The organism is Bacillus sp. NMCC46, from assembly GCF_002998465.1.
Classification (GTDB): Bacteria; Bacillota; Bacilli; order Bacillales; family Bacillaceae; genus Bacillus.
In genome coordinates, this window is record NZ_PVQZ01000006.1 from 35,912 (window position 1) to 56,450 (window position 20,539).

The following is a 20,539-nucleotide window of genomic DNA, read 5'->3' on the forward strand; positions in this document are numbered from 1 at the left end:
ATATTTTGATAATAGTGTTTCCCTCAAAAAAACAATTGTTTTTTAAGGGTAGATTTATTATGATAATATACATCGAAAGGTTGATGTTTCTCAATCAGAATGAACATTCTGATTTTTATTTTTTATGTTGTTTGTTGATGAGGGGGAAGAAAAGTGGCTCAAAAGGAATTAAAGAGAGGGTTAAGTGCCCGCCATATTCAAATGATTGCACTCGGCGGCACGATTGGTGTTGGCTTATTTATGGGGTCAGCCAAGGCCATTCAATGGACAGGTCCATCGGTTCTTCTAGCGTACGCAGTATGTGGTATCTTTATTTTTTTTATTATGCGTGCGATGGGAGAAATGTTATACGTTGAACCGAGTACAGGTTCATTTGCTACATTTGGTCATCAATATATTCATCCGCTTGCGGGGTATATGACAGCTTGGAGTAACTGGTTCCAGTGGGTCATTGTCGGGATGTCGGAAATTATTGCAGTAGGCGCTTATATGAAATATTGGTTCCCAGACCTGCCAGCGTGGATTCCAGGTTTAATCGCGATGATTATTTTGGGAGCGGCCAACTTGATTTCGGTTAAATCGTTCGGTGAGTTCGAATTTTGGTTTGCAATGATCAAGATTGTGACGATTATTTTGATGATCATTGCAGGTCTAGGCATTATTTTCTTTGGATTTGGAAATGGCGGGACGCCTATTGGCTTGTCTAATCTGTGGGCGCACGGCGGGTTCTTTACAGGTGGATTTACCGGATTCTTGTTTGCGTTGTCGCTCGTCATTGCTGCCTATCAGGGGGTAGAGCTGATTGGGATTACAGCAGGTGAAGCACAAAATCCAGAAAAGACGCTGACCAATGCCATCAAAAGTATCATCTGGCGTATTTTGATTTTCTATATCGGTGCGATCTTTGTCATTGTGACAGTGTATCCTTGGGATCAGCTGAATACCCTTGGCAGTCCATTTGTGGCGACGTTTGCGAAAATTGGGATTACAGCAGCTGCTGGTATTATTAACTTTGTCGTCATTACAGCAGCGATGTCAGGCTGTAATAGTGGGATTTTCAGTGCGGGACGTATGCTTTATACATTAGGTGTGAATGGACAGGCGCCTGCTTTCTTCACCAAAATTTCGAAGAATGGCGTGCCGTATTTTGGGACATTTGCTGTGCTGATTGGTCTAGCGATAGGAGTTGTCCTCAATTATGTTGCGCCACCAAACATTTTCGTCTATGTGTATAGTGCGAGTGTACTTCCTGGTATGGTGCCTTGGTTTGTGATTTTGATTAGTCATATCGGCTTTAGAAAAGCGAAGGGATCTGCTCTTGATCAACATCCATTCAAGATGCCGCTAGCGCCGTTTTCTAATTATTTAACAATCGGTTTCTTACTGATGGTGCTTGTGTTTATGCTTATTAATCAGGATACGCGTATTTCTCTGATTGTGGCCATTGGGTTCTTGATTGTAGTAGCGCTTAGCTTCTTTGTCTTTGGGATTGGGAAACGGAAACCGATCGAAACAGCTTCTTCTGATCAAACGGTAAAATAATCAAAGGCCTTGCGGGATGGACCGCAAGGCGTTTTTTGTTTAGAGTGAAGCTTTCACACGGTTAAAGACATCTGGAAAGTTGGTGAAAAGGCCGGTGACGCCGTATTGCAGTAAACGGGTCATGTCTGCTTCGTTGTTTACCGTATATGGGTGGAGGAGGAGTCCGTGGCTTCTGACCTGCTGTACGTTTTCAAGTGTCAATGCTCTAAAGTTTGGCCCGACACCCACTGCATAAGATTTGATGAAGTCGAGTTGATCATCTGTGATGGACGTCATTTGGGTTCTGTCTAAAAGCTGTACTTTGGGAAGGCGTGGATCTAATTTCTGTAGTTTTAGCAGGCTGTCTTGGCTAAAGGATTGGATAATGACCTGCCCTTTTCTTGTGTGTTTCCCGAGAAGATGATGTTTTTTAAGGGTAGCCAATAGCTTTTCTTCCATTTGCGGATAGATGTCTGGTTTTTTTGTTTCAATATAATAATTCTCTCGTTTGCCGAAATAGCGCAGCACCTCATCTAATGTGAGTACTCGCTGTCCGATATAGTTGGCATTTTGTCTGTCGGGATTGACTTCGTTAAACCATGTACCGGCATCAAGCTGTTTGATTTCGGCAAGTGTGAGGTCTTTGACCCAGCCTGTTCCGTTTGTGGTCCGGTCAACGGTTTCATCGTGCATGACGATGAGGTGTCCATCCTTTGTCATTTGAAGGTCGAGTTCGAGGTAATCCACATTCATCTTTGTAGCGAGTTTGTAGGAAGCCAGGGTATGCTCTGGTGCATACCCTGATGCTCCGCGGTGTGCAACGGTTAGAATACGATCTGGAGATAAAAGATGTTCATGTGCCGATATGGTGGTCGGCACCCACGCAAAAGACAGTAAAGCAAAAGAGAGCAACACGAAAGCAAGTAATCTACTTTTCTTCATATTTTATCCTCCTTTTACGGTAACTGCCTTCATCATAAGAAATAGATGTAAAGGGCATGTTGGGTGGATATGAATCTTTTATGTGATTTTCATTAAGCTTGCTCTACGCGCTTCCCTGTATTCCATGTCATCGCCAGGAAGACAATCGCAAGCACACAAGAACCAACCAGTAAAATGAAGCCTCCTGTCCAGTCATAGTGATCTACGACGACGCCCATCATCGCATTGGCAAAGGCAGAGCCGCCAATATAGCCAAAGAAGCCAGTGAGTCCGGCCGCAGTGCCAGCCGCTTTTTTAGGAGCGAGGTCAATGGCTTGAAGTCCAATGAGCATGACAGGTCCGTAAATCAAAAAGCCGATGCTGATAAGGGCGATGTTATCGACCATTGGATTGCCAGCAGGGTTTAACCAGTAAACGAGCACCGCAATTAACACCCCAGCCATAAAGAGGACGCCCGCTGGTGCACGGCGGCTTCTAAAGAATCGGTCGCTGATCCAGCCGCACAACAATGTCCCCGGAATGCCTGCATATTCATAAAGAAAATAAGACCAGCGTGAATGCTCTGGTGAAAAGCCCTTTGCTTCTGTTAAGTAGGTCGGCGCCCAGTCCACGACACCGTAACGGACGAAGTACACAAAGACATTGGCAATGGCGATATACCAAAGGAATTTATTGTTGAGTACATACTTAAATAAAATCTCTTTCACTGTTAATTCTTTTTCTTGATCTTCATACTGCTGTGCCGGATAGTCATTGCGATATTCCTCGATTGGCGGAAGGCCAGCGGATTGCGGGGTATCTCGGACGAGTAGAATGATCACGATGGAGACGATAATGGCAATGATGGCAGGGAAGAAAAAGATACTTTTCCATGTCGCAAACAGCACGATCCCTAAGGTGATGAGCGGTGCAAGAATTCCCCCGCCGATATTGTGAGCGACGTTCCAAATGGACATTTTCGTTCCACGTTCACTAACCGAAAACCAATGCGCCATCGTGCGTCCGCATGGCGGCCACCCCATGCCTTGGAACCAGCCGTTTAAAAACATGAATAAGAACATGATCCATACACTTGACGTCACCCATGGAAATGAGACAAATAGGATATTGATAAGGGCTGATAGAAAGAGTCCGGTGGCTAAAAAGTATCTTGGGTTACAGCGGTCTGAGATCATCCCCATGATGAATTTACTAAAGCCATAAGCGATAGAGACAGCTGCGAGTACAAAGCCTAATTCACTTTTCGTGAACCCTTCTTCCTGTAGATAAGGAATGGCAAAAGCGAAATTTTTGCGCAGCAAATAGTAGCCCGCATACCCGATAAAGATGCCTAAAAAGACTTGCAGCCGCAGCCGCTTATAGGTCTCATCTGTTTTGGCATCATCGAGCCTGTCGATATGCGGAGCGGGTTTAAACCATTTGAACATAAAGATCCTCCTCTTGTCGTTATCCGATTGACTGAAGCAAAAGTACGAGATCGGCGTTTGATCTTGTACTTTTTAAGAGACAAAAGAATTGATAGCGCTTTCTTTTGTACTCCCATCATATCGGATGGAAGAGACGTTTATGATGAGGCTTTTGTCATAATTTTGGGAAAACAGTTCATCAAGTAACGAAAAAAAATCCGCACAATGGCGGATTTTTCTTAGCTGTTACAGAGATACATTAATTTTCGCAGATTTCTTTAGTTTTTCAATTTCTTTTTGTACTTCTTTCTGCTTTTCTTGAGATTCTAGCTGTTTTTTAATTTGTGATTTAACCTCTTTGTATTCAGGTGCTTTTTGCTTTTGTTTTTTCATTTCATCTGCGTATTGATCATAGTACGCTTTGACATCCTTTTCAGAGACGGACGCTGATTTGATTTCTTTGTCGACATACTGGCTGTATTTGATGCTGTCGGCAATGTCACTTTTCAGCTGATCCATTGTGAGTCCGCTTTTCTTAAGAGCTTCTTCAAATTGAGCGTTGTCTTTGAATTGTTTCTTTTCTTCTTTTAGCTGTTTATCTACCTGCTTGTCAGAGGCTTTGATGCCCTTCTTCTCAGCATCTTGCAGGATGAGCTCTTGACCTACGAGCGCATCAATGGTTTGTTTCTTGACTGCTTTTGCGCCTTCTTTAGATGTTGGGTCTTGCCCTGATTGTTGAAGCTGGCCTTGAATGGTCGATAAAGCACTATTATATTCATTACCTGTGATTTTGTCTTGGTTGACGGTCGCAACGACCTTTTGATCATCGATTTTTTGTGCGTCTAATTTCTTTTGCATCTCTTCCATTTGCTTTTGCTGTTCTTTTTGGTCAGCCTGTGTTGTTTCCTTGCTTTTGGCTGAATCGTTTTGCTTATCTTGTTTGGCATCGTTTGACGAGCAGGCTGCAAGCCCAACAGATAACAGACAAGCGATGAGTGTGTATGATACCTTTTTCATCATTTTCTCTCCCTTCGGTATGAGAACATCTAGTGCGCATTCTAACCGTTTTTTAGGAAAAATAAAACCGTACAGACAATTTGTTAGCGGATTGACATGTTTTTTATCTGTTTGTCCTCATTTTGTCTTCTCATAGTCATCTTATGACAAACTCAATCGTGGAATAATTGTTCCATCGCCTCGTCGATATTGGTAATGGGCTGGCGGCAGCTGTAGTTTTCACAAATATACACAGTGGTTCTGCCATCGATTGTTTTGTAATCTTTTGTAAAGGGTGCGAGCTGCGCTAATTCCTGCCCTGTTTCGGCAGTCAATATGATATCAAATGGCATGAAGCGTTTCCGAAGCGCCTGTAAAAGTCGTTCTTTTTGAGGATCACCGTTTTTCCCGAGAATGATGATCTCTCTTTTTGTTGCATATTGACTCAAGAGTCCTTGCAGAAACGCTGTGTGCCCGCTTGGATAGGAAGAGACATCGACATAAAAAGCTTTGAACATCTGCTCTAATGTGTCCAGCCAGTCCTGACGTCCGGTCAGTCTGCTTAGCGTGAGAAGCTGCTTGAGTGCGGTGCTGTTACCAGAAGGCATGGCGCCGTCGTACACTTCTTTTTCTCGAACGAGGAGCGCTTCCGCATCTAATCCTGAGAAGAAAAAGCCCCCTTTTTCCTTGTCCCAAAACAGCTCAAACATGTTCTCAGCTACTGTTGTGGCTTTTTCCAGCCATTCTTGTTCAAAGGTTGCTTCGTATAAGGACATATAGGCAGAAAGCATATGCGCATAATCCTCGATAAAGCCAAGATGCTTCACGTCACCTTCTCTATAGCGGACCATGAGCCGCTCATGTTGGACGAGGTGTGTTTCTAGAAAAGACATCGCCTGCTTCGCCATGCGGATGGCTTCCTCTGCACCGAATACCCTTCCTGCTTTGGCGAGCGCAGAGATCATCAGCGCATTCCAAGATGTGAGCACCTTGTCATCGACAAGCGGTGCGGGTCGCTGCTGTCTGACAGATTGTAAAATGTGCCGGGCAGATTGAAGCTTGGACTGAAGCGTATGGTCGTCGATCGAGAAAGAGGCTTTGATGTCATCAAAAGAGGTTGAAATGGTATGAGGGATGTTCGCCCCTTCAAAGTTCCCCTCTTCAGTGATGTGATAGACTGCGCAGAACAAAGCGCCGAGGTCCTCGCCTAAATGAGTCATGATCTCATCTTTTGACCAGACGTAATATTGTCCTTCTTTCCCCTCAGAATCTGCATCTATCGCTGAATAAAAGGAGCCGTCCAGATTCATCATATCTTGTTTAATAAAGTGGATCAGGTGTTGGACAAGCTTTTCATACTCAGGCTGTTGAGTAAGCTGATATGCTTCTGTGTAAGCTTCCATCAGCAAGGCGTTATCATACAGCATTTTTTCAAAATGAGGCACAAGCCATTTTTCGTCTGTTGAATAACGAGAAAAACCTGAACCCACATGGTCGTATATACCGCCATTTGCCATTCCATCTAACGTTTTCGTGACTGCATATAGCGCATTTTCCTGCCCAGTCCATTCGTAATAGCGCATCAAGAATGAAAGCATATGAGGTGCAGGAAATTTCGGTGCGGAGCCGAATCCGCCGTGCAGCGTATCAAAGCTGCTCATGAGCTGGTAATAGGCTTTGTGGATCGCCTCTTGAGTGAGCGTACTTTCTGTCTGCCCTGCTGCTTTGATCCGCAAATTATTTGTCGCCTTCTCTGCCAACGATTCGATATGATCGCGGTCGTTGTGATACGCATCCAGCAGTTGCGTCAGTGCTTCAATGAAACCAGGACGTCCGTAAGCACTTCTCTTTGGAAAATAAGTCCCCGCATAAAAAGGCTTTTGATCAGGCGTGACAAATACATTCAACGGCCAGCCGCCTTGCCCCGTCATCATCTGACAAACAGACATATACATAGAATCGATGTCTGGACGCTCCTCACCGTCGACTTTAATCGAAATGAAATGCTCATTTAAGATGTCAGCGACTTGCTGATCTTCGAAGCTTTCGTGTGCCATGACGTGGCACCAGTGGCAAGTTCCTTTAGCTACCCATACCCAATCGATACGAAAACTGGTTTGTTTTCGCGTTTCGCTTTTTCAAATGCTTCGTCTGACCATGTGTACCAGTTGACTGGGTTATAGGCATGTTGAAGTAAATATGGAGACTTCTCAGCGATTAATCTATTGGGTTTATTGTTAGTGGGCATGGGATCACCTTCTTTCGATAAAGTTTCTTATCAGTATGGTCTTTCCAATATCTAATATACCAAATATCAAAAAAAGAAGAGGTCTTTTAAGGTTAGCCTCTTCTTTTCTTTTTATAAGGTGATTCCAGACCTCAATTGGATAAAAGGCGACGTTCAACAATAGACATAAATAAGTGAAGTATCATGCCTCCTAAACACACAGTTAAAATGGTTCCGATACCGATAGGACCTTTACATATATAAGCCAAAAATAAGAAAAAAGCATACAATACTGTTCTTGAAAATAGGAGGGTTCTTTTTGAAATATCTCGAATAATGAGTGTTAAATGATCGATAGGCGTTGATGCAAATTTTGTTTGAAGATAGATGGCTGTTCCAAGACCAATGAATACCAAACCAACTCCGAAACACGTCAGTTTGCTAAACCACATGCTTGTGTAGATGACATGTTTTATGAGGAACAACCACAGATCAATGCCTATTCCAGTCACGAATGCTGTAATCAAACCTAATAAAACAGGTTTTTTTCTTGTTAATATAGAGTTACAGATTAAGATAATGACAGAGATAAGGACCTCCCAGCTTCCTACGGTAAGACCGACTTCTTTGGAAAGGCCAACCAAAAGGGCATCGAATGGGGAAGTACCTAGTCCTGATTGGATTGTTAAAGAAATGCCTAAACTTAATACGAGTATACCTAGTCCGTAATAAACATACTTCTTTTTATTAGACATGATTTGTATTTCAAGATATTTCTTTTGTCATCAAGATGTGTGGAATTCCGTCTTCCATAAATTCATCTGAAGTAGTTTGATAGCCCAGTTTTTTATAAAAGCCTTCTGCATGTGTTTGCCCATGCAGCTTAATCTTAGAAATGCCTTTTTCTTGCATGATTTTTTCCAGCTCTCCAATGATGATTTTGCCTAAACCGTACTTACGATAAGGTTTTAGGATACAGATTCTTTCCAGTTTACCTGTATGATCAACGATGCGCACACGGCCTGTGCCGACAGGCTGATTCTCATGATATACCAAGACATGCTGGCATTGTTCATTGAGTGTATCGAATTGATCGAACTCATCGGATTCAGGTACTTGCTGTTCTTCAATGAATACCGATTTTCTAATATCTTGAGCAACATGTAAATCATTTTCATTTGTTATTCTTTTTATATTCATTATTTACCAATCCTTTTCTAATATTAGTCTGGACTCTACAGCATGCGTGTGTTCTTATAAAAGTAAGGTTAAATTATTTTTGTTGTAATTGCAACAAAAATAGATGTGATTGCAACAAAAAACATGTGAGGAGTTTTGGGTATGAACGACATTTTACGAGAGATCGGCATGATAGCAAGAGCTTTAGATTCCATAAGCAATATTGAATTTAAAGATTTGGACTTAACGAGAGGGCAGTATCTCTATCTTGTACGTATATACGAAAACCCCGGTGTTATTCAAGATAAATTGGCTGAAATGATAAAAGTTGACCGAACAACGGCTGCGCGGGCAATCAAAAAATTGGAAATACAAGGATTGATTGAAAAACAGCCGGACAGACAGAATAAAAAAATAAAAAAGCTGTTCACGACTGAGAAAGGGAAAAAAGTTTATCCTTTTTTAAAAAAAGAAGAAGAACATTCTACGAAAGTGCCTGTTCTGATTTTTCACCTGAGGAAAAGGAAACCATTTTTAAACTTCTCCACAGAGTCAGGAAAAATGTAGAACGGGATTGGGAAAATGTGAAGAAGGGAAACAAAAGGGACTACTAAATTACAAATTTAAACTTTAAAAGTTTTAGAGCACATTATGTGGTATAGTCCCTTCCATAAAAATATGTAATGGCATCAGTGGCAAGTGGCATAGACAATGCTGACTAGCACCGGTTTATTTTCACGTTTGGCTTTGTCGAAGGCTTCTTGCCCCCACGGGTACCAGTGAACTGGGTTGTGGGCGTGCTGAAGGAGGTACGGTGATTTTTCGTTGATGAGTTGGTTGGGTGTTTGGTTGTTTGGCATGGGTCACCTGCTTTTTTGTTTTTATTTTTTATAAGATCCCTCATTTGGAAGGAATTTATCATCTTTACTTCTTCACCAGCACATATTGTAAGTGTTCTAATTCAAACATATCAATCAGTTCATCGATCTCTTTAAAATCGATATGTTTTCCAAATCGTTTTTTGCTTAGGTCAATTTCTACATCTAATTGATCGTCTTTTTCTTTCGTTTCCAGACCGTCTACACAAGAGTAGATTTCAATGGTTTCTCCTTTTGACAGCTCTGTTTCAATGAAAAGGAAAAGAGGACGAAGAGAATGAATGATGTCTAATTCATAAACAAAAGAATGGGTGAATTTATCTCTTACTGCTTCATAGACCGGATCTACATAAGCAATGTGAATGCCAGCAAAGTCCTCTTCTGTTTCGTATACTTCTATCAAGGGCTCTTCTTTTTGATAGATTTTGGTCTTTTTTCGTTTTCTATCAACCGTTTTGATATTGAGTTCAGAGAGTGGTTTATAGGTAGGCTTTTGACCAAAGATACCAAGCGGCAGCTCTTTATTAGCACCAATATAGTGATGTAAAGTCATATGTGTGTCCTCTTTTCGCCAACTAATTTCTCGTGCATTGATTAACTTCTTTTTATCAATAAATGGTGGAATGTGCAATTCTTTTCACATACGATCTTTCCTTTCTCTATAAAAAGGAGGGCAAGTCGTTTGACTAAATACCTCTTAGGGTATACTATCTGTTCATAGAAAGAATAGAAAGGAGTGCTGGTACATGGAATATAATCAGCAGATGAAGAACCGTCTTCGCCGGATTGAAGGGCAGATTAAAGGGGTTCTTGCGATGATGGAGCAAGGCAAAGATTGCCGCGAGGTGGTCACGCAGCTGTCTGCATCACGTAATGCCATTGATCGGGCAATGGGTGTGATTGTGAGTACAAATCTTGAGCAATGTGTTCGTGAAAGTCTTGAACAAGGCAAGGATACGGAAGGTCTTGTGAAAGAGGCAGTTGAGCTATTGGTGAAAAGCCGGTAAGAAATTCTTCAGCCTTTGGAGGTTGACGGATTTTTTTACTTGATGTAATATACCCTTACCGGTATATGTATATATTTTTATTTTCTATATACCCCTATAGGTAATTACTGAAGGAGGAGCAGAATGGAAGAACAGAAAAAACGTACGACGATTGTGTTATTCAGTGGAGATTATGATAAAGCGATGGCAGCTTACATTATTGCCAATGGTGCAGCAGCCTATGATCATGAGGTAACCATTTTCCATACGTTTTGGGGGCTGAATGCCTTGCGTAAGGATGAGATGGTGCCAATGAAAAAAGGATTTTTAGAAAAAATGTTTGGGAAGATGATGCCGCGCGGGGCTGATCGAATGGGGCTGTCAAAGATGAATTTTACAGGGATGGGGCCGAAAATGATCAAGCATGTGATCAAAAAGCACAATGCTATGACCTTGCCGCAGCTCATTGATATGGCGAAGGAACAGGATATCAATCTTGTGGCATGTACAATGACGATGGATCTTTTAGGATTACAGGAAAAAGAATTATTAGATGACATTCAATATGCTGGTGTAGCGGCATATTTAGCAGAAGCTGAAATCGGACGTGTGAATTTATTTATCTAGTGAGGTGATACAGGATGGTGCAGACGATTTTACTCATCATCGTGATTGGATTACTCGTGAGCCGCTTTCTGCCGGTACGAGGTGTGAAGCAAATGGATGCAGCCCATATGAAAAAGAAGCTGAAAAGCAAAGGTCAACAGCTCATTGATGTGCGCTCTCCTAGTGAATTTCAAACAAACCATATCAAAGGCTTTCAAAACATCCCGTTGTCTCATTTGAAGAAACGAGCTTCTCAGCTTGAGAAAAATGAAGAGGTCTATGTGATATGTCAAAGTGGAATGAGAAGTATGCAGGCGGCGAAAATATTGAAGAAGCAGGGATTTACTCAAATTACAAACATTAAGGGTGGCATGAATGCTTGGCATTAAGTGCGCATAAAAATATACCCCTACCCCTATATGAAGGAGGACATGACATGCAGCAACCAACTGTTATTTTAGATGCAAAAGGATTGGCATGCCCAATGCCGATTGTGAAAACAAAAAAACAAATGAATGAGCTTTTGCCCGGAGATGTACTTGAAGTGCAAGCCACCGATAAAGGGTCAGCAGCGGATCTAGCGGCTTGGTCAAAAAGTGCCGGCCACGAATTTTTAGGAACAAAAGTAGAAGGCCAGGTGCTCTATCATTTGATCCGTAAGGGCGGAGCGCAAAAGGAAGAAGGGGAGTCAATGATTTCAGAAATGTCTTTGAATACGTTTCAACAGAAGGTAAAAGAAGATCCATCTTTGTTTGTTTTAGATGTACGAGAGCTGGATGAATACGAGGCGGGTCATATTCCAGGAGCTGTTCACATCCCTCTTGGTGAGGTTGAACAACGTGCGGAAGAATTGAGCCGGGAGATGGACATTTACCTTATCTGTCATTCAGGCAGAAGAAGTGAATTAGCTGCGCAAAAGTTAAAAGAAAAAGGATTTCATCAATTGATGAATATAGTGCCTGGCATGAATAGCTGGACAGGACCGATTGAAAAATAGGAGCTGAATGAAACATGACGGTAAAAGCGATGACAGCAGAGCAGTTAACTAAAAAGATCGTGAACAAAGAGCCGCTCTTTTTGCTAGATGTGCGAAATCAAGCGGATGTTCAGGACTGGAAGATTGAAGGGGAAGCAATAGTCGATATGAATGTGCCTTATTTTGATCTCCTTGAAGGAGTAGAGGGCATTTTATCTCACATTCCTTATGACCGTGAAGTGTTGGTGGTTTGTGCCAAGGAAGGCTCCTCTATCATGGTGGCGGAGATGCTGTCAGAGGCGGGCAGAACGGTCCATTATTTAGAAGGCGGTATGAAGGCGTGGAGCGAGCATCTAGAGCCAGTGAAGATCGGGGATTTAACCGGCGGTGGAGAGTTGTATCAATTTGTGCGGATGGGCAAGGGATGCTTGTCTTATATGATCATGTCCAATGGAGAAGCCGCAATTGTAGATGCAGCTAGAATGACGGATGTCTATATCCATTTTGCTAAAAAGCATCATGTCTCTATCACGCAAGTGTTGGATACTCACCTTCATGCGGATCATATTTCTGGCGGGAAAAAACTGGCTGAACAGACTGGTGCCAGCTACTGGCTGCCGCCAAAAGATGCAGAAGAAGTGACCTTTGAATATAAACGGCTTGAAGAAGGACAGCGGATGACGATTGGAGCGGCTTCCATTGATATTCACCCCCTTTACTCGCCGGGGCATACGATTGGTTCAACATCTTTTATCGTGGATCATCAATATCTTCTTTCAGGTGATATTTTGTTCGTTGATTCGATTGGAAGACCTGATCTCGCTGGAATGGCGGAGGACTGGGTAGGTGATTTGAGAGAAACACTCTATGACCGATATAGAGCACTTTCGAAAGAATTCATTGTATTGCCAGCGCATTTCATGATCATGGATGAAGTCAATGAAAACGGAAGCGTTTGGAAGGAGCTAGGCGTTCTATTTGAAGAAAATCATGGACTGAATATTGAAGATGAAGACGTATTTAGACAAATGGTCACGAAGAATCTGCCTGCACAGCCAAACGCCTATCAAGACATTCGTCAAGCCAATATGGGGAAGCTGAACCCAGACGATGAAGCGCAGCGTGAAATGGAAATTGGTCCAAACCGTTGTGCGATTCGGTAATGTCCAATAAAATAAAGAAGAGAGGAACAATCAAATGACATCAGATCAAATATTAGATGTAACAGGGCTTGCATGCCCAATGCCGATTATTCGAACGAAGAAAAAAATGAATGACTTGACGGAGGGTCAAGTTTTAGAAATACATGCAACAGATAAAGGGGCTAAAGCTGACTTGGCAGCATGGGCGAAGTCAAGCGGACATGAATTGATCACGCAGACGGATGAAGGACATGTGCTGAAGTTCTGGGTGAGAAAAGGGTCCTAAAGGATGTAGGGGTATCTGCTGAAGATCCCCTTTTCCTTTTGCAAAGGAGGAGACCAGCGTGGATTTTGCGTTTTTGATTACACTTTTTATCATCGGATGTATTGGTTCCTTCTTATCAGGAATGGTGGGGATTGGAGGATCGGTGATCAACTATCCTATGCTGCTTTATATCCCGCCACTGGTCGGTGTGATGGCACTATCAGCTCACGAGGTATCAGGGATTGGTGCTATTCAAGTGCTTTTTTCGACGCTGGGTGGGGTATTGGCCTACCGAAAAAGCGGATATTTACATCGATCGTTGATTTTATATATGGGGAGCAGTATATTGGCGGGCAGCTTATTAGGCAGTTATGTCTCCCACTTTATGCCAGAGAATGGGATGAATCTCGTCTATGGATTGCTCGCGGTAGTGGCTGTGATCCTCATGCTGATTCCAAAAAAGGGACAGCGTGCAGACTCAGAGGGAGAAGTCACTTTACATAAAGGGCTTGCGGCAGGTATTGCCTTTGTGATTGGCAGTGTTTCCGGGGTGCTAGGCGCGGGTGGAGCATTTATATTGGTACCGGTGATGCTGTCTATTTTAAAAATTCCTGTCAGGATGACGATTGCGTCCTCACTTGCGATTACGTTTCTATCTGCTATCGGTGCATCGACTGGAAAGGTATTGACGGGTCAAGTTATGCTTCTTCCTGCGGTTGTGCTGATGCTGGCAAGTTTAGTAGCTGCTCCGATTGGTGCTAAGGTCGGTCAGAAAATCAATGCCGTCTACTTGCAATGGGCACTAGCTGTGATGATTACGGCGACAGCGGTCAAAATTTGGCTTGATTTATTATAAAGAAAAGACCAACAAAGCAAACGTGTTGGTCTTTTTTATTTGACGTCATCGTGCTCGATATATGTTTCAAGGGCTGGGTGAAACTCTTTTTGATAATGAAGGTTGGGGCATGTTTTCACGACTTTGCCTTGCAGGGCATTGGACTTAGAGGCTTCTAATGCAGTTTTACATTTAGGGCAGCGTTCGGCAAACAGTGAGGGCCAGCGCTTCATATATCACCACTCCAGTTAAAGTCTTAAAAACCGATTATATTAATATGAATTATAGGGGATCGTGCAGGTGAGGTCAATGGGTGTTTGGGTCTTTTTAACAAAAAAAGAAGCCTCAGCGTGTAGACAAACCCTCGCATTCGTTGTCAGTTCTGCGCGCCGATGCTCACGAATGTCAAATTCGCTCCGCTTCGGTGCTCGTCCTTCCTAGACTTCAAAGGTTTTCAGGTCACGCTGAAAAGAAGACAAAGGGCTAAAATAAAGATCATTTTAGCCCTTTGTCAACAATCTGAAAGAAGCATCGTGAAGGATGCTTCTCTTTCGTTCCTATTCTTAATAAGCTTTCGCCCAGAAGACCATATCAGATGCAGGCTTTCCGCAGCAGACACATGTGTCTGAAACGGATTCCTGTTCAAATGGGATACAGCGTGAGGTCGCCCCTGTTCTTTCTTTAATGTCGTTTTCACAGCCTTCGTCACCGCACCACATGGCTTTAATCAATCGGTTTTCTTCTGAAAGAATGTGCTCAATGTCTTCAATTGTGTGAGCTTCTGATGTTTTTTCATGTAATCGTTCTTTCGCCTTTTCGTACATCGTCCGTTGAATGTCTTCAAGCGTGGATGTGATGGTTTGTTCAAGTGCATCTAATGTGACAGCTTGCTTTTCACCAGTGTCTCGTCTTGCGAGCATCACTTGTCCTTTTTCAATATCCTTTGGTCCCACTTCTACACGTAAAGGAATGCCTTGCATTTCACATTCGTTGAACTTCCAGCCTGGCTGTTTATCGCTTGCATCGATGTCAGCACGTGCGATGCGGGTGAGTCGATTTTTCAATTCGTAGGCATGATCGAGCACACCTTCTTTATGAGAGGCGATTGGCACGATCCGCACTTGGGCTGGCGCAATGTTTGGCGGAAGGACAAGCCCTCTGTCATCGCCGTGCACCATAATCATGGCGCCGATAATTCTTGTGGTGAAGCCCCAAGAGGTTTGCTGGACATGCTCTAGTTTTCCTTCACGGTTTAAGAATTCAATGCCAAATGCTTTGGCAAATCCGTTCCCGAAGAAGTGAGAAGTGGCCGTTTGCAGCGCTTTTCCATCATGCATCAAGCTTTCGACCGTATAGGTGAAGCGGGCACCAGCGAATTTTTCCTTCTCTGTTTTTCTCCCTTTAATGACAGGAATGGCAAGGAGCTCTTCGCAAAGAGAAGCGTAGATGTGAAGCATTCTTTCTGTCTCTTCAATCGCTTCTTGCTCAGTCTCATGGCATGTGTGTCCTTCCTGCCATAGGAATTCAAGCGTTCTAAGGAATGGACGTGTGGTTTTTTCCCAGCGGACGACATTCGCCCATTGGTTATAAAGCTTCGGTAAATCACGGTAGGAATGAATGATATTTTTGTAATGCTCAGCGAACAGTACTTCAGAGGTTGGTCTGACGCAGAGCCTTTCCTGTAATTCGGATTCACCGCCATGTGTGACCCACGCCACTTCAGGAGCGAAGCCTTCGATATGGTCTTTTTCCTGCTGCAGCAGACTCTCTGGGATAAAGAGCGGCATATACACATTCTCATGCCCTGTTTCTTTGATTTGGCGGTCAAGTTCGTCGCGAATATTCTCCCAAATTTTAAAGCCGTATGGCTGAATGATCATACTGCCTCTGACGCTTGAATAATCGACGAGGCGCGCCTTTGTGACAACATCTGTATACCACTGGGCAAAATCGTCTTCCATGCTTGTGATTTTTTCAACAAATTGTTTCTTTGACATTGCATGTTCCTCCTTTGTAAAAACAAAAAAGCTGTGCTTTAAGTTAGGGACCATTCCTGGTGGTACCACCCTAATTTAAAGCACAGCTTTACACTCGATCATGATAACGGTATGAACCGCTGTATGAAACAGAACTAAATCGGCAGGTTCACTTGAAGATGTCAGTAGGAACTTCTCAGCACCGTTCCCTCTCTGTTAAAGGTCAATTCAAGCTACTATTCCAGATCTAAGTTGATCAATGTTCGTTGATTTTTCATCAGTTTACCTGTAAATGCAGGAGAAAGCAAGTTGTACTGGGGTTTCTTGTCATGCTGCTCTGAGTGCTTTTGTTTGATCGTGAATTTGCAGTCATTTCCTATTTTTACAGCTTGCCAGTTATGTAAGCATATGCTACTATATTTGAAGAAAAAAATAGACTTGTATAACCTCAATAATATGGTTTGAGGGTTTCTACCAGGATCCGATAAATCCTGATTACAAAAGCGCGCTTTCCTTTTTTGTAATCAGGGTTTTTTTGTTTGTCTGCACCCTGTATCAAAAGTGAAAGCGATGATATAGAGAAGGGATGTTAGACATGAACTGGAGAGTATATTTATTAGCCGTTTCTACTTTTGCGGTTGGATTAGTTGAGCTTGTGGTTGGGGGCATTTTGCCAAGCCTTGCAGAGGATTTGAATGTATCTCTTGCAACAGCTGGGCAGCTCATCACCGTATTTGCCATTGTGTATGCCATTTCAGCACCCGTGCTGCTGACCGCCACAGCCAAAATCGAACGAAAGCGTCTTTATTTAATCGCGTTATTGGTGTTTACATTAGGAAATGTGTTCACATATTTTAGTTCAACCTTTGCCCTTGTCATGATCTCTAGGGTATTGATCGCGATGAGTACAGCGCTTGTGGTGGTGTTGTCACTGACGATCACTGCTAAATTGGTGGAACCAGCGCATCGTGCGAAGGCATTAGGGCTGATTTTTATTGGGATTAGTTCTTCACTTGTTCTCGGTGTACCGATCGGTATTTTTATTACAGAGAGCTTTGGTTGGAGAGTGATGTTTTTAGGAATCAGTATTTTATCAGCGATATCGATGGTGCTGATCTATTTCCTATTGGAGAAAATGCCTGTTGAAAAAGTGACACCTCTGAGAGAGCAAATACGTTCTTTAGGGCATCCGAAAATTTTTAGTGCACATTTGATCAGTTTGTTTATGCTTGCAGGTCATTATATGCTTTATTCTTATTTCACTCCATTTTTGATGGAAGTTCTGCATATGACCCCGTTCTGGATTAGTATTTGTTATTTGGTCTTCGGGCTTGCTTCTATTGGCGGGAATGGATTTGGCGGCTGGCTTAGTGACAAGCTGGGTTCAGGGAAAGCCATTTTGCTGGTGACAGTCGCATTTGCAGTTGTGATGTTTATCATTCCTTATACAGCGGGTGTGTTTGTCCTCTTTATGATCATGGTTGTCCTTTGGGGAGCGCTTAGCTGGGCTTTAACGCCTGCCTTGCAGAGTTATTTGATTCAAACAGATCCTGTCACGTCTGATATTCAGCAAAGCTTAAATACATCGGCCTTGCAAATTGGTATCTCAATTGGATCAGCGGTTGGCGGTGTCCTGTTTACGATGACCGGTTCATCTGTTGATCTGGCGAAATTCGGTGCAGTGTTTGTGCTGATTGCCTTTAGCTGTGCGGTGATTTCGTTGAAAAGACCACCACTGTATATGGATCGTCAGCATCGTGCTGAATAGCTGCCTATGATAGGCAGCTTTTTTTCTGTTCTATATTATTACAACATCACACGAAAAGAGCCTTTCTATTCATGAATTATAGCAAATAAAAGAAAGAGGAGATGTGACATCATAGATCATCTAGTAGAAAAGTACATACACCATTTTCAGGTCTGATGGCCTGTTCTTTTTCTCACACTGACATTTCTTTTGACTCCTCTTTTAATTATTAGTACCATTTTATTAACCAGTTAAGAGTGGAGGTTCAGATGGAGACAAAAGAGCAGATTGTATTAAAAGCGATTCAAGATTTGATTATGCATAGAGAAAAGAGACGGAATGATCCAACAGATCCACTGATTACCACGACTGATACACTCAAGCAAGATTGGACACTCACACAGCTTCACATTTTATCGATGATTCAAGCCAATCCAAACGAATCAAATAATACATTTCTTTCTCAACAACTAAAACTATCAAAGCCTGCCATTACAAAGGCTGTGAAAAAACTAATTGATAAAGGCATGGTGGACTATTGCCACCGGCAAGGGGATAAGAAATCTGTCTACTATTCATTGACAGAGAAAGGCACGCAATTGGCAGCGCTGCATGATGAACTACATGAAAAAGCTGTCGCGTCCTATTTAGAATTTCTCCAGCAGTTTCATGAAGATGAATTACAGGTGATTGAGCGCTTTTTGAAGGCTTGGAAAGAAAAAATATAGATTAAAAAAACCGAAACCATCGTAGAAAATGAGATGATTTCGGTTTTTTATATGGTAAAATTAACATATATTGACGTTATTCGTGATCGTGCTCAAAAGGAGGAAGCTTCTTTGGAGAAAGAAATGATGGGAAATTTTAAAAAGTACGTATTCATCATGCCGTTTGTTGGATTGTTTGTCAGCTTGCTATTATATGTTTATTTTTTTGGCATTACTGGAGTTGAAGGGTCGATTTGGGCTGCTGCTTTGTATTGTGCTCTGCCCTTTTTGGTGTACACGATATTTTGTTTGCCGATAAGTATTTATTTTTCGGTCAGTAGAAAACGTTCAATCCATAAAAATGAGGAACAGACGTGATTGTGGTCAGCGCTTGTCTTGCTGGGTTGAAGGTCCGGTATAATGGCAGCCATCGATTAGATCAGCGAATCGAAGAGCTGGTGCAGGAAGGAAAGGCTGTGACAGTTTGTCCTGAACTGCTTGCCGGTTTTTCTACGCCTAGACCACCGGCAGAAATCATTGACGGAGATGGATATGATGTTTTACGGGGGCAGGCTGCTGTTGTCGATGTTCATGGAACTGACGTCACAGAGATGTATGTAAAAGGTGCAAAAGCCACGCTGGAACAGGTTCAGTCTCTGAAAGCAACAGCGGTTGTGCTAAAAGAGTACAGCCCTTCTTGCGGTAGCCGGCTGATTTACCAGGGAGAGTTTAACGGTAAGACAAAAGCTGGTGATGGTGTGACGTCCGCCTTGCTGAAACAGCATGGGATTCAAGTGTTCTCCGAGGAGGATGATTGGACTTCATTGTTTCAATAGGTGTGGCGTGGATAGAAGGAGGAGCTAGGTTGAAAAAGTGGACATTGGTGTAGGTGTAGTGGTTATAATAGGAATAGGTATTTATTTTATGATCAATGCCAAAACATACTCTTTTGATGATGTGACCTCACTGGATAAGAATACCTGCTGAATGAATTTTCAGGTATGAAATTAAAGAAGGCGAATGGCGCTAAAAAAGAAACAAAAGAGTCTTATTGGATTAGGGTGTTAGAGGAGGGCAATGTTACATACTGAATCGTCTTTTATGATCAAGCTTATTTAGAGACATATGATGGTTCTAAAACGAAAAATAAGATCAGCGAATACCAAATCGTTGACGCCAATCAAGTCGATATAGGACAATATATCAAATAACACCAGCGAAAGTTCATGCATGATCAATAGAAAATTCGGGTATAGTGCATGGTAAGTAAAAATGAAGCGGAGGTTTGTTTGATGAGTGGATTAACAGATACAGTCACATTAGCAAACGGAGTAAAAATGCCGAAGCTAGGCTTTGGTGTATGGCAGGTAAAAGATGGGGAAGAGGCTGTAAATGCAGTCAAAGACGCTCTTGAAGCAGGCTACCGCAGCATCGATACCGCAGCGGCCTATCAAAATGAAGAAGGGGTAGGCAAAGCCATTCAGCAATCAGGCATCTCTCGCGATGATCTGTTCATTACGACAAAGGTCTGGAATCGTGATCAAGGCTATGAAGCAACACTTGAAGCCTTTGAAACAAGTATGAACAAGCTTGGGCTAGATGTTTTAGACCTTTATTTAATTCATTGGCCAGTTGAAGGCAAATATAAAGAAACATGGAAAGCACTAGAGAAGCTGTATAAGGATGGACGCGTTCGAGCCATCGGTGTGTGTAACTTCCATCAGCACCACCTAGATGATTTATTAGAAGAGGCAGAAGTTGTGCCAATGGTCAATCAAATCGAGCTGCATCCAAAGCTGACGCAGGAGCCTTTACGAGACTACTGCAAGGAGAAAGGGATTCATGTAGAAGCGTGGTCACCATTAGGCAGCGGGAAGCTTCTGAACCATCCTGTTCTTCAGGATATTGCGAAAAAACATGACAAATCCGTGGCACAAGTCATTCTTCGCTGGGACTTGCAGCATGGTATTATCACCATTCCAAAATCTGTGACGAAGAGCCGAATCATCGAAAACACACAAGTCTTCGATTTCGAGCTGTCCGCACATGAGATGGGCGTCATCGATCAGCTTAATGAAGATGAGCGCACAGGTCCAGATCCAGATAACTTTGATTTTTAATCGAAAGAAAAGCACAGGTGAGATGCCTGT

At 42.6% G+C, this 20,539-nt stretch carries 23 protein-coding genes, 2 pseudogenes and 1 riboswitch; of the genes and pseudogenes, 14 read left to right on the forward strand and 11 right to left on the reverse strand.

The genetic code is table 11. From position 1 onward, the window contains the following. Positions 1–153 precede the first annotated feature (153 nt). The gene (locus tag C6Y01_RS15685) at positions 154–1,542 is read left to right on the forward strand and encodes an amino acid permease (RefSeq protein WP_106038472.1); all 1,389 of its coding nucleotides are present in this window, start codon (positions 154–156) and stop codon (positions 1,540–1,542) included. Between the two features lie 39 nt (positions 1,543–1,581). Here the strand turns inward: C6Y01_RS15685 and C6Y01_RS15690 are convergent, their stop codons facing one another. From C6Y01_RS15690 to C6Y01_RS15720, 7 genes are all read right to left on the reverse strand, one after another. Continuing rightward, positions 1,582–2,463 (reverse strand): glycerophosphodiester phosphodiesterase, encoded by an 882-nt coding sequence (locus C6Y01_RS15690; protein WP_106038473.1) that lies wholly within the window; start codon positions 2,461–2,463, stop codon positions 1,582–1,584. A 92-nt stretch (positions 2,464–2,555) separates the two neighbouring features. Beyond that, the gene (gene glpT / locus C6Y01_RS15695; protein WP_034664381.1) at positions 2,556–3,890 is read right to left on the reverse strand and encodes a glycerol-3-phosphate transporter; all 1,335 of its coding nucleotides are present in this window, start codon (positions 3,888–3,890) and stop codon (positions 2,556–2,558) included. Between the two features lie 225 nt (positions 3,891–4,115). Next, positions 4,116–4,886: a SurA N-terminal domain-containing protein gene (locus C6Y01_RS15700; protein WP_106038474.1), complete on the reverse strand. Its 771-nt coding sequence runs from the start codon at positions 4,884–4,886 to the stop codon at positions 4,116–4,118. 152 nt (positions 4,887–5,038) lie between these two features. Continuing rightward, positions 5,039–6,922, reverse strand: a complete 1,884-nt coding sequence (locus C6Y01_RS19275; RefSeq protein ID WP_106038475.1) for a thioredoxin domain-containing protein — start codon at positions 6,920–6,922, stop codon at positions 5,039–5,041. A gap of 29 nt (positions 6,923–6,951) precedes the next feature. After that, on the reverse strand, positions 6,952–7,113 hold the full coding sequence (locus C6Y01_RS19280; RefSeq protein ID WP_095407591.1) for a DUF255 domain-containing protein: 162 nt from the start codon (positions 7,111–7,113) through the stop codon (positions 6,952–6,954). Positions 7,114–7,244: 131 nt separating this feature from the next. Next, complete coding sequence (locus tag C6Y01_RS15715; RefSeq protein ID WP_106038476.1) at positions 7,245–7,847, reverse strand: YczE/YyaS/YitT family protein; 603 nt, start codon at positions 7,845–7,847, stop codon at positions 7,245–7,247. Positions 7,848–7,857: 10 nt separating this feature from the next. Next, positions 7,858–8,292 (reverse strand): GNAT family N-acetyltransferase, encoded by a 435-nt coding sequence (locus tag C6Y01_RS15720; protein WP_106038477.1) that lies wholly within the window; start codon positions 8,290–8,292, stop codon positions 7,858–7,860. Between the two features lie 141 nt (positions 8,293–8,433). Between C6Y01_RS15720 and C6Y01_RS15725 the strand changes: the two are divergent. Then, positions 8,434–8,885: pseudogene (locus tag C6Y01_RS15725) on the forward strand (MarR family winged helix-turn-helix transcriptional regulator). 78 nt (positions 8,886–8,963) lie between these two features. On the opposite strand, the pseudogene C6Y01_RS15730 reads toward C6Y01_RS15725, so the two are convergent. Together C6Y01_RS15730 and C6Y01_RS15735 are read right to left on the reverse strand one after the other, a co-directional pair. After that, positions 8,964–9,131, reverse strand: a pseudogene (locus C6Y01_RS15730) (DUF255 domain-containing protein); the annotation flags it as partial. Positions 9,132–9,195: 64 nt separating this feature from the next. Further along, complete coding sequence (locus C6Y01_RS15735) at positions 9,196–9,702, reverse strand: hypothetical protein (protein ID WP_034664374.1); 507 nt, start codon at positions 9,700–9,702, stop codon at positions 9,196–9,198. Positions 9,703–9,895: 193 nt separating this feature from the next. Between C6Y01_RS15735 and C6Y01_RS15740 the strand changes: the two genes are divergently transcribed. From C6Y01_RS15740 to C6Y01_RS15770, 7 genes are all read left to right on the forward strand, one after another. Beyond that, a complete protein-coding gene (locus C6Y01_RS15740; protein ID WP_003217059.1) occupies positions 9,896–10,156 on the forward strand; it encodes a metal-sensitive transcriptional regulator in 261 nt (86 codons plus the stop codon). 123 nt (positions 10,157–10,279) lie between these two features. After that, positions 10,280–10,762: a DsrE/DsrF/DrsH-like family protein gene (locus C6Y01_RS15745; protein WP_095285905.1), complete on the forward strand. Its 483-nt coding sequence runs from the start codon at positions 10,280–10,282 to the stop codon at positions 10,760–10,762. A gap of 14 nt (positions 10,763–10,776) precedes the next feature. Beyond that, positions 10,777–11,130, forward strand: a complete 354-nt coding sequence (locus C6Y01_RS15750) for a rhodanese-like domain-containing protein (protein ID WP_088003756.1) — start codon at positions 10,777–10,779, stop codon at positions 11,128–11,130. Positions 11,131–11,177: 47 nt separating this feature from the next. Further along, positions 11,178–11,738, forward strand: coding sequence for a sulfurtransferase TusA family protein (locus tag C6Y01_RS15755; protein WP_106038479.1), 561 nt, complete (start codon positions 11,178–11,180; stop codon positions 11,736–11,738). A 14-nt stretch (positions 11,739–11,752) separates the two neighbouring features. Further along, entirely contained in the window at positions 11,753–12,880 is a 1,128-nt protein-coding gene (locus C6Y01_RS15760; protein WP_034664364.1) for an MBL fold metallo-hydrolase, read from the forward strand. A gap of 34 nt (positions 12,881–12,914) precedes the next feature. Beyond that, entirely contained in the window at positions 12,915–13,145 is a 231-nt protein-coding gene (locus tag C6Y01_RS15765) for a sulfurtransferase TusA family protein (RefSeq protein ID WP_034664361.1), read from the forward strand. A 58-nt stretch (positions 13,146–13,203) separates the two neighbouring features. Then, on the forward strand, positions 13,204–13,980 hold the full coding sequence (locus tag C6Y01_RS15770) for a sulfite exporter TauE/SafE family protein (protein WP_106038480.1): 777 nt from the start codon (positions 13,204–13,206) through the stop codon (positions 13,978–13,980). 35 nt (positions 13,981–14,015) lie between these two features. Here the strand turns inward: C6Y01_RS15770 and C6Y01_RS18985 are convergent, their stop codons facing one another. Next, positions 14,016–14,192, reverse strand: coding sequence for a hypothetical protein (locus C6Y01_RS18985; protein ID WP_162839382.1), 177 nt, complete (start codon positions 14,190–14,192; stop codon positions 14,016–14,018). A 330-nt stretch (positions 14,193–14,522) separates the two neighbouring features. Beyond that, the gene (gene proS, locus C6Y01_RS15775) at positions 14,523–15,956 is read right to left on the reverse strand and encodes a proline--tRNA ligase (protein WP_095285912.1); all 1,434 of its coding nucleotides are present in this window, start codon (positions 15,954–15,956) and stop codon (positions 14,523–14,525) included. 397 nt (positions 15,957–16,353) lie between these two features. Continuing rightward, positions 16,354–16,453: riboswitch (purine riboswitch) on the forward strand. A gap of 77 nt (positions 16,454–16,530) precedes the next feature. On the opposite strand from proS, the gene C6Y01_RS15780 reads away from it, so the two are divergent. From C6Y01_RS15780 to C6Y01_RS15805, 5 genes are all read left to right on the forward strand, one after another. Next, the gene (locus C6Y01_RS15780) at positions 16,531–17,703 is read left to right on the forward strand and encodes an MFS transporter (RefSeq protein WP_106038481.1); all 1,173 of its coding nucleotides are present in this window, start codon (positions 16,531–16,533) and stop codon (positions 17,701–17,703) included. Between the two features lie 248 nt (positions 17,704–17,951). Then, on the forward strand, positions 17,952–18,410 hold the full coding sequence (locus tag C6Y01_RS15785) for a MarR family transcriptional regulator (protein WP_034664352.1): 459 nt from the start codon (positions 17,952–17,954) through the stop codon (positions 18,408–18,410). A 111-nt stretch (positions 18,411–18,521) separates the two neighbouring features. Beyond that, complete coding sequence (locus C6Y01_RS15790) at positions 18,522–18,767, forward strand: hypothetical protein (protein ID WP_106038482.1); 246 nt, start codon at positions 18,522–18,524, stop codon at positions 18,765–18,767. After that, entirely contained in the window at positions 18,764–19,225 is a 462-nt protein-coding gene (locus C6Y01_RS15795) for a 2-thiouracil desulfurase family protein (RefSeq protein WP_106038483.1), read from the forward strand. The genes C6Y01_RS15790 and C6Y01_RS15795 overlap by 4 nt, the downstream gene beginning before the upstream one ends. A 456-nt stretch (positions 19,226–19,681) precedes the next feature. Then, positions 19,682–20,509 (forward strand): aldo/keto reductase, encoded by an 828-nt coding sequence (locus C6Y01_RS15805; protein WP_034664349.1) that lies wholly within the window; start codon positions 19,682–19,684, stop codon positions 20,507–20,509. Positions 20,510–20,539: the final 30 nt, after the last annotated feature.